Source organism: Bradyrhizobium sp. Ken01, assembly GCF_055807355.1.
Genome location: NZ_JBVVPC010000002.1, coordinates 350,877 through 365,039, shown reverse-complemented (window position 1 = coordinate 365,039; position 14,163 = coordinate 350,877). Strand labels below are relative to the sequence as shown.

Here is a 14,163-nt window from a genome sequence, read left to right as displayed (position 1 = left end):
AATAGCTTTCGGAGCCATGAACCGGCCCGGTCGCGCACCGGCGCATGGTTTCCGGAGGACTAACTTGACCTTCGCAATTTGGGGCGTTCGTCTGGCAGGCCGAGTCAGGCGCCCTCGCCGCCTTCCGACGCCGCAGCACAATAGTCGCGCCAGAACTGGCGGTAGCCCGCTTCGAGCTCCCGCGTGTAGGTCTCGACATTGCCGGCGGGCGAGGCCGCGATCCGGACCAGCAAATCCGCGCGCAATTTCGCCAGATGCGCCGGCTGCGCCGCATATTTGCCGGCGATCGCGGCGTATCCATCGTCGGCCTCGGCGACCCAGTCGCCGAGGCCGACGGCAGTCACGATAGAGGCGCCAGCCCGCGAGGAGGCACCGTTGCCGAGCTTGGCTACGACCGGAACGCCCGCATAGAGCGATTCCCAGGTGCTGACGCCGCCGTTTTGCGGGAACGTATCGAGCGAGATGTCGACGTTCGCAAACGCCCGCAGGTGCTCGTGGCGCGGCGTCGAGCCAAGGCAGGTGATATTCACCTCGGCAACGCCCTGCGCCACGAACCGCGCGACCAAATTGTCGCGCAGCATGGGATCGTCAAGCAGAGAATGCTTGATGACGATCTTCGAACCCGTCACCTCCCGCATCACTTTCGACCACACGCGGATGGCCTCGTCCGAGATCTTGTAGATCCGGTTGAACACGCCGAAGGTGACATAACCGTTGCGGAGCATAGGCGGCTCCGATGCAGGTACATCCAAAATGGGATCGATCGTGATCAGGCACGGCAGGTCGTAGACCGTTTCAGCCAGCAGATGGCGCGCCGATTGCGGAATGAAGACGGGATCCGCGAGCACATAGTCCATGGTCTGAAGGCCCGTGCCCGTGGCGTGTCCGAAACCCGTGACCTGGATCGGGGCCGGCTTGCGGGCGAAGACGTGGAGTCTGTTGCCGGTCGAATGCCCTGACACGTCGATCAGGATGTCGATCCCGTCGGCCTGGATACGATCGGCCAACTCGTCATCCGACATCTGCCAGGCGTCGACCCAGACGTCCGCCATGGACTTGAATTCGCCTGTTATCTCATCTTGTAACGGCGAACACGAATAGCAGACGGTCTCGAACCTGGCGTGATCATGATGGCGCAGCACTGGTAACACAGCGAACGCTGCCGAGTGGTTCCTGAATTCGGAAGCGACATATCCGATTAGAAGCCGCTTGTCCGGATCGAGTGCGCGGGGCGCCAACGCCCTTCGCGGCAATTTGGCGCCGATCGCATCCCACCATTGTTTCCGCGCAGCCTGCTGAACCGCGAAATCGGCCTCCGGGAGATAGTCCAGGAAGAATATCTTGCGCCCGATCAAGTCCGCATAATCAGGCGCAATTGCCAGCCCCGCATCGAGATGTTCGAGCGCCGTCGCAATGTCTCCCTGGCTCGCGTAGCAGGAAGCCAGAAGTGCAATTCCAATGTCGGACCGCGGATTTTCCTCGAGCAAGGTTTTGACCGCCGCAATCGCCTCGGCCGTGTTGCCCTTGAGAATGTTGACTTGCGCCTTCCCCTGCAAGGCCACTTCGAGCCTTGGCGAAAGCGCCAGCGCCGCATCGAAGTCCGCGAGCGCCTGCTCCAGCCGCAACAGATCGAGATTGAGCCGTCCGCGCTGCGCCAGAATTGTCGGCGAAGCCGGCTTGATCGCGAGCCCTGCCGCGATCGCTGCGGCCGCCTCTTCATAGTGCCGGAGTTCGATGCATACCATGCCCCTGCCTGCGATCGCTTCCGCGTGACGCGGCTGAAACACGACGGCGCGATCGAAACTCTCCTTGGCGCGTTGGAACTGGCGTTCGATCAGCTCCGCCATGCCGCGATTGCAAAATGCATCGGCATAATCCGGCTTCAGCCTGATAGCGCGATCGTGCAGCTCGATAGCCTGCTCGGCGAGGCCCATGTGCAGCAGCGTATTGCCGAGGTTGGTCAAGGCGATCGGAGAATTCGGCTTCAGCGCAATGGCCCTCTCCTGGCATGCGCGGGCGTCCTGAAATTTCTGGAGATTGAAATACACTGCCCCGAGATTACCATGGGCATCGGGCGACCGCGGATCGAGCGCGGTCGCGCGCTCCAGCAATTGTTGCGCCTCCTGGAGTCGCCCACCATCATACGCGCGCAAGCCGAGCAGGTGCGCTGCGTCGAAATGATCCGGAACCTCCGTCAAAATCCGGCGGCAGAGTGTCTCGACCTCCGCGTATCTGCCCTGCCCGAGTGCCTGAACCGCGGCGGACATGAGCGCGTCCGCCTGCTTCTTCAATTTCTTTTGCAATCGCGCGTTCTGGAATGCGCGCGCGCCGGCGCTGCTCTGCAAAGTCTCTCTCCGGGGTATGGCTCGAAAAGAGGCTGGCCGATTCGCATGGTGCCAAGCTGGCGGGTCGGTTAGACCAGCGACGCCACCGGATTGCAGGTGCTCAGCGCAGGATCTGGCTCAGGAACAGTTTTGTGCGGGCGTGCTGCGGGGCCGCGAAGAACTGGTTAGGCGTGTTGGCTTCGATAATCTGGCCCGCGTCCATGAACACCACGCGGTTCGCGACCTCGCGGGCAAAGCCCATCTCGTGGGTGACCACCAGCATGGTCATGCCCTCCTCGGCAAGGTCGACCATGGTGTCCAGCACCTCCTTGACCATTTCGGGGTCGAGCGCCGAGGTCGGCTCGTCGAACAACATCACCTTCGGGTTCATCGTCAGTGCGCGGGCAATCGCGACGCGCTGCTGCTGACCGCCGGACATCTGTCCTGGAAACTTGTTGGCCTGGTGCGGAATCTTGACCCGCTCCAGAAACTTCATCGCCGCCGCTTCGGCGTCCTTCTTGGGGATGTTGCGCACCCAGATCGGCGCCAGCGTGCAATTGTCCAGCACGGACAGGTGCGGAAACAGGTTGAAGCTCTGGAACACCATGCCGACTTCGCGCCGCACCGCATCGACATGCTTCAGGTTCGGCCCGAGTTCGATGCCGTCAACGACGATCTCGCCTTCCTGAAACTCCTCGAGCGCGTTGATACAGCGGATCAGCGTCGACTTGCCCGAGCCGGAGGGGCCGCAGATCACGATCCGCTCGCCCTTCTCGACCGCAAGGTCGATGTCGCGCAGCACGTGAAACTCGCCGTACCATTTGTTCAGGCCGGAAATCTTGACGATGGGGTCGGACATGGTGACCTCGATCAGTTGCGGCGGTGAGCGTTAAGGCGGTGCTCGACGAAGAGCGAGTAGCGTGACATTCCAAAGCAGAAGATGAAGTAGATGATCCCGGCGAAGGCGAACCCGGTGAACGCGGTCGACGGCGACGACCATTTCGGATCCGAGAACGACGCCCGCAGCGAGCCCAGCAGATCGAACAGCGCCACGATCGAGACCAGCGAAGTGTCCTTGAACAGCGAGATGAAGCTGTTGACGAGGTTCGGAATGACGTGGCGTAGCCCCTGCGGCAGCACGATCAGTGAGGTCGTCTTCCACCAGGACAGCCCCAACGCCGCGGCTGCCTCGCCCTGCCCGCGCGGGATCGCAGCCAGCCCGCCGCGGACGTTCTCGGCCTGATAGGCGCCCGTGAACAGCGAAATTCCAATCAGCGCACGCACGAGACCATCGACCGTGAAATTGCCCGGGAGAAACAGCGGCAGCATGTAGGTGGCGAAGAACAGGACGGTGATCAGCGGCACGCCGCGCCAGAACTCGATGAAGGCGATCGAGAAGATCCGGATCAGCGGAATGGTCGAGCGGCGGCCAAGCGCCAGCGCAATGCCGATGGGCAGCGAGGTGACGATGCCCGTGACGGAGACCACCAGCGTCACCAGAAGTCCGCCCCACAGGTTCGTCTGCACGATCGGCAGTCCGCCGTGATCGAGCCCCATCAGCTTGATCACGATTGCGATGGCGGCGAAGGTGACGATGCTGGATGTCAGGGCCCGCCCCCCGGTGCGGAGGCCGCCGCCGAGAACGAAGGCAATCAGGGAGACGATCGCGGCCGTAATGGCGAAATCGGCCCAGACCGACTGGCCCGTCCCCTGGAGCTGGTCACGCAGCCAGGTCAGCGGAAAGATCAGCCAGTAGATCGCGGTTCCCACGAGCACGATGACATTGCCGACGACCCACAACAGCGGCGCGGCAGAGGACGTCTTGCCGAGACTGAGCAGAGCCTGCCCGGCGCCGATGATGCTGTCGTCGAACAATTGCAGCAGGTCAGCAGTCCAGCTCAGGCCAAATCCCTTGATGCCGCCGCCATGCAGCAGAAAGAATGCGACCACTGGAAACGCGAAGAAGAACAGGCCTGCGTTCAATCCTTTCGACGGCAGTCGCGGAATGAGCAGCGGCACCAACAGGACCACTGACAGGACCAGCGTGAGGTTCACCCGCCAGCGCTCGGCTTCGGGGTAGAAGCCGTAGATCAATTGCGGCAGCTTGGCCTGGATGTAGGGCCAGCAGGCGCCGACCGCAAAGCCGGCGTTCTCGGCGAGGCAGGCCGTGCGATCCTTGCCGGTCCAGACTGCATCGACCATCAGGAATTTGACGGAAGGAATGACGGTGAACCAGAGCAGCAAGGCGCCGACGATCGTGAGCAGGATGTTGGTCGGCGAGTTGAACAGGCGGGTCCGCACCAGGCCGACGAAGCCCGTGGTCTTCACCGGCGCGGGACGCTCATCAAGAAGTTCCTGGCGGACGAAGCTGGACGTGGTGATATCGCTCATGCGCCGAGACTCCGGCTGACGCGCCAACCGTAGACGCTCATGACGGCGCTGGTGATCAGCGAGATCAGGAGATAGACGCCCATCGTCATGGCGATGATCTCGATGGCCTGCCCGGTCTGGCTCAGCGACGTGCCGGCGAACACGGAGACGAGGTCGGGATAGCCGATCGCGACGGCCAGCGACGAATTCTTGGTGAGGTTGAGATATTGGTTGGTCAGCGGCGGAACGATGACGCGCATCGCCTGCGGCACGACCACCAGGCGCAGCGTGGTGCCGCGGCTCAGGCCCAGCGACGATCCCGCCTCCATCTGTCCGCTGTGAACGGAGAGGATGCCCGCGCGCACGATCTCGGCGATGAAGGCAGCCGTATAGGTCGACAAGGCCAACGTGAGCGCCACGAACTCAGGGATGATCCGGGAGCCGCCGGCGAAATTGAAGCCCTTGAGCTGCGGCAGCTCGAAGCTGAAGGGCAGACCCGCTACCAGCATGGTGACAAGCGGCAGTCCGAACAGCAGGCCCAGCACATAGGGCCAGATCCGGATCACCTGACCCCGCTGGAACAGCGCCCGGCGCGCATGGATGCGCAGCGCCACCGAAGCCACGATGCCGAGCGCCAGCACCGCAAGAAACGCCTCGAAGCCGCTCTCGCCGATCGGGCGGGGAATGACGAGACCGCGATTGCTGACGAAGGCGATGCCGAGCAGCGAAATGCTCTGTCGTGGATTGGGCAAGGCAGCAAGCACCGCCAGGTACCAGAACAGGATCTGGAACAGCACCGGCAAGTTGCGGATGATCTCGACATAGATTTCGCCAATGCGCGCGAGCAGCCAGTTGGGCGACAGGCGGCACAGCGCAACGATGAAGCCGATCACGGTAGCAAAGACGATGCCCACCACCGAGACCACGAGCGTATTGAGGAGCCCGACAAGGAACACGCGCAGGAACGTGTCCGAGCCGGTATACGAAATCAGCGTCTGATTGACGTCGAAACCGGCGTTGTTCGCCAGGAAGCCGAAGCCCGCCGCAATGTGCTGGTTCTCGAGGTTGGCGCGGGCGTTGGAGACGATTTCATAGGCAATCCAGCCCAGGACCGCGGCGAAGACAAACTGGACGGCGATGCCGTTCCAGCCTGTCTTGCCCCCCAGCACGCGCCTGATCTTCAGCGCGATCTGGGGCGGGGGTTTGCGAGCCTCGATGCTCATCGCCGCGAGCGCGGGTCAGGCGGGATCAGCGGATCGGCGGGGCGTATTGGAGACCGCCCTTGTTCCAGAGATTATTGAGCCCCCGATTGATACCAAGCGGCGAGCCTGCGCCGACGTTGCGGTCGAACACTTCGCCGTAATTGCCGACGGCCTTCACGATGCGCACCACCCAATCCTTACTCAGGCCGAGCTGTTCACCGAAATTGCCGTCGGTGCCGAGGACGCGCTTCAGCTCCGGATTTTCCTGTTTCGTCTTCTCGTCGACGTTCTTCGCGGTCACGCCGAGCTCTTCGGCGGTGATCATGGCAAACAGCGTCCATTTCACGATGTCGAACCATTGGTCGTCGCCGTGGCGCACCATTGGTCCGAGCGGCTCCTTCGAGATGATTTCCGGCAGCACCATGTGATCGCCGGGATTGGCAAGCTTCAGGCGGTTGGCGTACAGCCCCGACTGGTCGGTGGTGAAGACGTCGCAGCGCCCGGCCTCGTAGGCCTTGACCGTTTCGTCGTTGGTGCCGAACGCGATCACCTCGTACTTCATGTTGTTGGCCTTGAAGTAGTCGGCGAGATTCTGCTCGGTGGTGGTGCCGGTCTGGACGCAGACCGAGGCGCTGTTGAGCTCGAGCGCCGAGTTCACCTTGAGCGACTTCTTCACCATGAAGCCCTGCCCGTCATAATAGGTCACGCCGGTGAAGTTGGCGCCGAGCGAGGTGTCGCGCGAGATGGTCCAGGTGGTGTTACGCGACAGCACGTCGACTTCACCGGATTGCAGCGCCGTGAAGCGGTCCTTGGCGGAGAGTGGCACGTATTTGACCTTGGTCGGATCGTTGAAGATCGCCCCGGCGATCGCGCGGCAGACGTCGACGTCAAGCCCGGTCCAGTTGCCCTTGTCGTCCGGCGAGGAGAACCCGGGCAGGCCCTGACTGACACCGCAGGACAGCATGCCCCGGTCCTTGACGGTCTTGAGCGTTTGCGCATCGGCGGCTTGGGCAGTCAGGCCGGCGGCGAGTGCGAGAGTGAGAGCCAGGGTTACGCGTTTCATGGGCTTTGGGCCTTTCAAAGTCGTCTCAAGGTCAGGAACGTTGTCTTTGCGATCGTCTCTGCCAGGGCTAGCCGTATCAAGACCAGCCTTGCAAGAGTCATGCTGGAAAACCTTGCCGATCACCCGCCGATCCCGGGAGGCCCTACCTTAATCCCCGCCGAAAGGCGCCCGCCGTTACGGCTGTAGCGCATGGTCCGGTCAAGCGATGGATCGAAGGTCGCGGCAGGCCCCTCAACATGCGGCGACTGAATAGCACTGCGATAACAGAACGACTGGCGTGCCGGGTCAAGGGGTTGACGGGACTCTTCTGTGTTCTGTTATTAACGACAGCGGCCTTTCGGCCAGCCCGCGGGCGTAGCGCGCCTAGTGGAAACGCGGTTTTGAAAGCAGACGCATGGATTCCTCACACCCCTCCGATCAGCACGCCGAGACCCGGCTGGTCACCTCCGGCCGCGACACCAAGGCGCAGAAGGGGTTCGTCAACCCGCCCGTTTTCCACGGCTCGACCGTGCTCTATCCGACCGCCGAGGACCTGCACGCCCATCGCGGCGAGTTCCAGTACGGCCGGCACGGCACGCCGACGACCCGGGCGTTCCAGGAGACCCTGATGGCGCTGGAGGGGCCGCAATGCGCCGGCGTCGGCATCGTGCCGTCGGGGCTGTCGGCGATCTCGACCACCCTGCTCTCGGTGCTGAAGGCCGGCGACCACATCCTGGTCTGCGACAACGTCTATCGGCCCTCGCGCAATTTTTGCAACGGCATGCTCTCCCGCTACGGCGTCGAGACCACCTACTTCGATCCGATGATCGGCGCCGGCATCGACAAGCTCTTCAGGCCCAACACAAGCGCCGTGCTGGTCGAGGCGCCCGGCTCGCAGTCGTTCGAGATGCCCGACATCCGCGCCATCGCCGAGGTCGCGCATGCGCGCGGCGCGCTCGTCATCGACGACAACACCTGGGCGACGCCGCTCTATCACCGCTCGCTCGAACAGGGCGTCGACATCAGCATGCAGGCCGCAACCAAATATATCGGCGGCCATTCCGACATCATGTTCGGCACCATCTCGGCCAATGCCAAGGCCTGGCCGCAGGTCGCCGAAGGCATCCGCCTGCTCGGCGTCTGCGCCGGTCCCGATGACGTCTTCCTGGCACTGCGCGGCCTGCGTACGCTGTCGGTGCGGCTGGCGCAGCATCATCGCTCCGGACTCGACATGGCGCGCTGGCTTGCGAGCCGTCCCGAGGTCGCGCGCGTGCTGCATCCGGCGCTCGAGACCGATCCGGGCCATGCGATCTGGAAGCGCGACTTCACGGGCGCGTCCGGCCTGTTCAGCATCGTCTTGAAGCCGGCGCCGCAGAAGGCGGTCGACACCATGCTCGATACGCTCAAACTGTTCGGCATGGGCTTCTCCTGGGGCGGCTTCGAGAGCCTGGTGATTCCCTTCGACTGCGATGGTTACCGTACCGCGACCAAGTGGGCCCCGGGCGGCCCGACGCTGCGTCTGCATATCGGGCTCGAAAGTGTCGACGACCTCAAGGCCGACCTCGATCGCGGCTTCGCTGCCCTCAAGGCAGCAATGTGAGCCTGCTCACAAGGCATCGCGCCTGCGGACGCGCCAACGCGCGCCGCGGGAACGCGCAGCTGCCGCAAACGTTAACGTCGACGCGCCAACAATCGGTTTGATCCCCTGTCGTTTGGCGCTAGCCTCACCAATCGACTCCAATCCGGACACGGAGCATGGGAACGTTGGTACTGCTCGATCTGATGGGCGGCGTGGCGTTGTTGCTGTGGGGCCTGCACATGGTCCACAGCGGGATTCTGCGCGCCTTTGGCCCGGACCTGCGACGGCTGCTCGGCAAGGCTCTCGGCAACCGCTTCAACGCGTTTGCCGCCGGTCTTGGGCTGACGGCGCTGCTCCAGAGCAGCACCGCCACCGCGCTGCTCACCAGTTCGTTCGCAGCCGAGGGCCTGCTCAGCCTGGTCACCGCGCTCGCCATCATGCTCGGCGCCAATGTCGGCACGACGTTGATCGTGCAGGTGCTGTCGTTCAACATCGCCGCCGTCGCGCCGGTCCTGTTCGTGCTCGGACTGGTCGCCTTCCGTGTCGGTCCACGCTCGCGGATCAAGGATGTCGGCCGTGTCTTGATCGGTCTCGGACTGATGCTGCTGTCGCTGCACATCCTGCTCGACACGCTGGCGCCAGCCGAGAACGCACCGGGCGTCCGCGTCATGATGTCCTCCATCACGGGCGATCCCGTTCTGTGCATCGTGATCGCAGCGCTCGTCACTTGGGCGGTGCATTCGAGCGTCGCCAGCGTGCTGCTGATCATGTCACTCGCCTATTCGCAGTTCATCTCGCCTTACGCGGCGCTCGCACTGGTGCTCGGCGCCAATCTCGGCAGCGCCATCAATCCCGTATTCGAAGGCGCCAAGCGTGACGATCCCGCCAGCTATCGTCTGCCGGTGGGCAATCTCGTCAATCGCGTGATCGGGATCGCGCTCGTCCTGCCCTTCCTGGGCCCGATCGCCGAGCACATGCACGCCTGGCAGCCGGATCTTGCCAGGATGACGGCGGCGTTTCATATCGCCTTCAACGTCGGAACGGCCATCATCTTCATCGGCCTGCTCGATACCATGTCGCGCCTGCTGACGCGGCTCCTGCCCGATCGTGTTCAGGAGGCCGATCCGGCCCGGCCGCGCTATCTCGACGAGACCGCGCTGGAGTCGCCATCGCTGGCGCTGGCCGATGCCGGCCGCGAAACCTTGCGCATGGGCGATCTCGTCGAAATCATGCTGCGCAAGGTGATGACGGCGATGATGAGCGGCGACCGCGCGCTGGTCGACCAGGTCTCGAAGATGGACAACATCGTCGACGGCCTCGACGAAGCCATCAAGCTCTACGTGACGAAACTCATGCGGGGCAGCCTCGACGAAAGCGAGGGCCGGCGCGCGATGGAGATCATCTCCTTCGCCATCAATCTGGAACATATCGGCGACATCATCGACAAGAGCCTGAGCGAGCTTGCGACCAAGAAGATCAAGCGCCGCTTCCAGTTCTCGCCCGAGGGCGCCGAGGAGCTCGCCGCCTTCCACAAGCGCACGATGGATTCGCTGCGCATCGCCTTCGGGGTCTTCATGTCGGGCGACGCCAACGAAGCGCGCAAGCTGCTGGTGGAGAAGACTGCGCTGCGCAACACGGAGCTTGCCGCCGTCGAGCGCCACCTCGACCGCCTCCGCGAGGGCCGTCCCGAGACCATCGAAACCACGTCGCTGCATCTCGACGTGCTGCGGGACCTGCGCCGCATCCACTCGCATATCTGCTCAGTCGCCTATCCCGTGCTCGACGCGGCCGGCGAGCCCCATCGCAGGCACGAGGCGGGGACCGCCGCCCTGCCTGCAACAGGCGCGGCGTCAGCATTGCCGCGCTAGTCGCCTTGGATCAGCGCTCCAGCGTCTTTGACGCGCGGCCGCGGTTCTTCACGATCAGCATGATATTGCGTATATAGATGATGGTCGCGAGCGCCTGGCCGAGGATGATGACAGGCTCGCGCTTGACGACGCCGTAGACCAGCGTCATCAGTCCGCCGCCCATGGAGCAGAACCAGAACGCCATCGGCACCACGCTGTTGCCGGCGCGCTCGCTCGCGATCCACTGCACCAGGAAGCGCGCCGTGAAGAACAGCTGCGCGACGAGGCCGAACGCCAGCCAGAAGTCGAACTTGGCGACGAAGACGTCGTAGAAATAATTGCTCAGCGCCTGACCGTATTGGATGATCATGCCTTCACCTCAGTCACTTCCGGCGTCGGCTTCTTGCGGCGGATCAGCCACCAGACGCCCACGAGATCCATGATGCCGATCCACAGCCGGTCGAAGAAACCGTAGTTAGATACGCCGGAATGTCGCGGGCGGTCGATCACGTCGACATAGGCGATCTCGTAGCCCTCGCGGCGCACCAGCGCCGGCAGGAAACGATGCAGCCCGTCGAAATAGGGCATCATCAGGAACACCTCGCGCCGGAACGCCTTCAGGCCGCAGCCGGTATCGCGCGTCCCATCCTTCAGGATCGCGTTGCGGACGCCGTTGGCGACACGCGACTGGAACTTCTTGAAGCCGGTATCCTTGCGGCCGACGCGTTGTCCGGCGGCAAGTCCGACCTTGCTTCCGTTCTCGACAGCCGCGATCAGGTCGGGCAGGAAGGCCGGATTGTTCTGGCCGTCGCCGTCGAGCGTCGCCACGATCGCGCCGCGTGCCGCACGCACGCCGCTGCGCACAGCCGCGGATTGGCCGCCCGATTTGGCATGGCGCAGCTGGCGCAGATTGTCCCGCTGCTTCATGACCGCGCCGAGCCGTTCGCCGGTCGCGTCCGTCGAACCATCATTGACGTAGATGATCTCATAGGCCCAGCGGCCGTCGAGCGCCGCGCCGATCTCCTCGATCAGCGGCACGATGTTGTCGGCTTCGTTGCGCACGGGAACGACGATGGAAACCGAGGGCTGGAAAACCGAAGGCTGGGACGACAAATCGAAGCTCGTGGTTGGAATTGGCTTGGCTCGGGAACCGGCGGTCCCGGCAGGCAGCCGCTTTTATGGGGCGGATGCCCCGTGGGCAACCCTTTTGAGGCGGCCTGAGACTGCCCCCGCAAGAGGCACAATGGTGCCGTCGGCACGGATGGCAAAGCCGAGCCTGCGGGCCGCGAACCAGTAGCGAACCGCCATCGCGCCGACCATGCCGACCAGGGCGCCGGCCACCACGTCACTCGGGTGGTGCGCAAGCAGGACCAGTCGCGTCAGCAGGATCACGATCGCGTAAGTGAACATGAACACGCGCAGGCGCGGCCACAGCGCCGAGACTGCAAACGCCAGCGCGAACGCCGTCACCGCATGCCCCGACGGCAGGCTGGCATAGGCCCCGGTCCCCTCGAACGGGATGAAGTTGAAGGGATTGGCCTTGCCGCCGACGAACGGACGTCCGCGGCCGATGAGATATTTCAGGATCTCGGCGACGAATATCGGCACGGCAACAGACAGAAACATGAACTGCAGTCGCGTGCCGAGGCCGAGCAGCAATGCGCGGCTTGTGCCGTGCAATCCCGCCGCAACCAGCACCAGCACCACCAGCACACCCCCGAGCGCCGAGAGCACATACTCGTCCTTGCCGAAATCGGTGAGAATGCGGATCGGCCACAGGCCCGGCGTGCCACGCGGCGGCATCAGCTGGATCTCGGTCAGGTCGAACACGACCATCAGCGCGATGACCAGGGCTGCACCTGCCGCACTGAGCCACAGCGAATGCCGCGCCAGCTTTCGCGCGGCCTCGGCGCGGCGCGAATGCGAGGGCGTACGCACGAGCTGCGCCAGGGCGCGCCCGGACATGGCAAGCAATTGCGCGGGATAGCTCGCGCGCGGCGCGATGTCGGTGGGCGCCGACATTCTACTCGGTGCCTTCCGAGCGGAAGATCGAGATCGAGATCGCACGCCCTTGCGAGAAATTATAGCCTTCGATGCGGGTACCAACCTTGTAGCGCAGCCCGATCGCCTCAGCGCGCTGCACGAAACCGCGCTCCGAACGCTGCTCGATCAGCGCGAACCGGCAGCTTCCTTGCCGCAGGAAATCCGCAGCGCCCGAACCGTCGGTGAGCAGCGTCTGCGTACCCGTGAGGAAGACGAGGCTCGGCTCGTGATAGCCGGCCGCGGCCGCCTTCGGGCCGACGCAGGTGACGTTCCGAAGCGCGCGTGCGATCTCGATGCTCGGAAACAGCGGCGTCAGCGACGGCAGCACGATCCCGTAGACCGTCACCGCGAGCATCAGGGCTGCGACCAGCGCGTTGAGCAGCGAGCGCTCGGCGTGATTGTTGTCATGAAGCCACCAGGCGAACAGGCCGAAGATCAGCGAGGCCGCGATGAACGGCCAGGCCACGAAAGCAGGCTGCCGGGTCAGCATCACCGCGCCGACGACCGCGATGATCGAGCCGCCAACGGGGATCGCGAACCACCAGGCCGAGCCGCGCATCAGCCAGGACCACGACAGCACGCGCCGCTCGAGCGCACCCGCGGTGAGGATCGCGATCGCAGGATACAGCGGCAGCACGTAATGCGGCAGCTTGGTCAGCACCGCCTCGAACACGATCCAGGACGGGACCAGCCAGGCCAGCAGGAATTGCGCGCCGGGCTCGCGCCGCGCGCGCCACACTGCGGGCGCCGCCATCGCCGCGAGCGGCGCGCCGGGCCAGAATGTGATCCAGAACAGCGCCAGATACAGTCCGGGCGGCGCGCCGTGGGATTCCTGCGCGCCCAACTTGCTCAACATGTCGCCGCCGACGGAATCCGCGAAGAAGGCATCGCCCGCGCGCCAGAAGATCGCGACGAACCAGGGCAGCACCAGCACCAGCATCCACATCAGGCCCCAGAGCGGTCGCAGCTTCCATAGCCAGGAGGCATCGCGGTCCTGGATCGCGAGCGCGACGATGGTCAGGCCTGCGAACATCAGGATCAGCGGGCCCTTGATCAGGATGCCGACAGCGAGAGCCGTCCAGAAGATCGCGGGCCAGCTCCAGGGCGGATGCGTCTCGTCCTCGGCGCGCTGCCAGGACAGATACGCCCGCGCCATCGCGCCCATCGCAGCGGTCACGCAGAACAGCAGCATCGCGTCAGTCTTGGCAAGCCGCGCCTCGACCCCGAGCAGCACGGACGCACACATCAGAAGTGCTGCAAGCACCGCGGCGCGCCGCGTAACGAAGCCAAGCGCCGTCCAATAGGTCATGAGCACGGCACCGATGGCGCCGATCAGCGACGGCAGCCGGTAGACCCAGATCCGCAACTCGGCCCGCGGCAGGCCCAGCGCCGATGCTGTCTCGACCGCGGCCGATTGCAGCCAGTAGATGCCGACCGGCTTCTTGTAGCGGACGTCCTCCTGGAAGCGGATGTCGACATAATCGCCGCTCTCGACCATCTGCTTGGTGGCCTGCGCAAAGCGCGCCTCGTCGCGGTCAACCGGCGGAATCGTAAAGAAGCCCGGCAGGAATAGCAGCAGCGCGCACAATAGCAGGAAGCTCACCGCGCGGACGTGGGTGGCCGTGGCGATGTCGAACATGGACACGAGCCGGCTGCCCGGATTCACCGGGGATTTCGGCTCGCGGGGAGCTCCAAAACGGGGTGTTGGGTAGGTCTCGGCCATCGGTTCCGCTTACGCTGAAACCGCCATCGCCAC

General features: G+C 64.2%; 11 protein-coding genes. 2 read left to right on the top strand and 9 right to left on the bottom strand.

Annotated features, from left to right (window positions below):
- Nucleotides 1-104: 104 nt before the first annotated feature.
- The 5 genes from AC0L3S_RS03820 to AC0L3S_RS03800 form a co-directional block, all read right to left on the bottom strand.
- On the bottom strand, nt 105-2,345 hold the full coding sequence (locus AC0L3S_RS03820) for an O-linked N-acetylglucosamine transferase family protein (RefSeq protein WP_473278120.1): 2,241 nt from the start codon (nt 2,343-2,345) through the stop codon (nt 105-107).
- A 100-nt stretch (nt 2,346-2,445) separates the two neighbouring features.
- Nucleotides 2,446-3,183, bottom strand: a complete 738-nt coding sequence (locus AC0L3S_RS03815) for an amino acid ABC transporter ATP-binding protein (RefSeq protein WP_473261415.1) — start codon at nt 3,181-3,183, stop codon at nt 2,446-2,448.
- 11 nt (nt 3,184-3,194) lie between these two features.
- Nucleotides 3,195-4,715: an amino acid ABC transporter permease gene (locus tag AC0L3S_RS03810; RefSeq protein WP_473278119.1), complete on the bottom strand. Its 1,521-nt coding sequence runs from the start codon at nt 4,713-4,715 to the stop codon at nt 3,195-3,197.
- The gene (locus AC0L3S_RS03805; protein WP_473261419.1) at nt 4,712-5,917 is read right to left on the bottom strand and encodes an amino acid ABC transporter permease; all 1,206 of its coding nucleotides are present in this window, start codon (nt 5,915-5,917) and stop codon (nt 4,712-4,714) included. The genes AC0L3S_RS03810 and AC0L3S_RS03805 overlap by 4 nt, the downstream gene beginning before the upstream one ends.
- 25 nt (nt 5,918-5,942) lie before the next feature.
- On the bottom strand, nt 5,943-6,959 hold the full coding sequence (locus AC0L3S_RS03800) for an amino acid ABC transporter substrate-binding protein (protein WP_027517914.1): 1,017 nt from the start codon (nt 6,957-6,959) through the stop codon (nt 5,943-5,945).
- A 394-nt stretch (nt 6,960-7,353) separates the two neighbouring features.
- Here AC0L3S_RS03800 and metC point away from each other — a divergent pair, with 394 nt between their 5' ends.
- Both metC and AC0L3S_RS03790 read left to right on the top strand, forming a co-directional pair.
- Nucleotides 7,354-8,538: a cystathionine beta-lyase gene (gene metC / locus AC0L3S_RS03795; protein ID WP_473278118.1), complete on the top strand. Its 1,185-nt coding sequence runs from the start codon at nt 7,354-7,356 to the stop codon at nt 8,536-8,538.
- A 155-nt stretch (nt 8,539-8,693) separates the two neighbouring features.
- Nucleotides 8,694-10,385 carry a Na/Pi cotransporter family protein gene (locus AC0L3S_RS03790; protein ID WP_473278117.1) on the top strand — a complete coding sequence of 564 codons (1,692 nt, stop codon included), beginning with the start codon at nt 8,694-8,696 and terminating at the stop codon, nt 10,383-10,385.
- 10 nt (nt 10,386-10,395) lie between these two features.
- On the opposite strand, the gene AC0L3S_RS03785 is transcribed toward AC0L3S_RS03790, so the two are convergent.
- From AC0L3S_RS03785 to AC0L3S_RS03770, 4 genes are all read right to left on the bottom strand, one after another.
- Entirely contained in the window at nt 10,396-10,734 is a 339-nt protein-coding gene (locus tag AC0L3S_RS03785) for a lipid-A-disaccharide synthase N-terminal domain-containing protein (protein ID WP_007591223.1), read from the bottom strand.
- Entirely contained in the window at nt 10,731-11,477 is a 747-nt protein-coding gene (locus AC0L3S_RS03780) for a glycosyltransferase family 2 protein (protein ID WP_473278116.1), read from the bottom strand. The genes AC0L3S_RS03785 and AC0L3S_RS03780 overlap by 4 nt, the downstream gene beginning before the upstream one ends.
- Before the next feature lie 63 nt (nt 11,478-11,540).
- Complete coding sequence (locus tag AC0L3S_RS03775) at nt 11,541-12,386, bottom strand: phosphatase PAP2 family protein (RefSeq protein WP_473278115.1); 846 nt, start codon at nt 12,384-12,386, stop codon at nt 11,541-11,543.
- A 1-nt stretch (nt 12,387) separates the two neighbouring features.
- Nucleotides 12,388-14,130 carry an ArnT family glycosyltransferase gene (locus tag AC0L3S_RS03770; protein WP_473278114.1) on the bottom strand — a complete coding sequence of 581 codons (1,743 nt, stop codon included), beginning with the start codon at nt 14,128-14,130 and terminating at the stop codon, nt 12,388-12,390.
- Nucleotides 14,131-14,163: the final 33 nt, after the last annotated feature.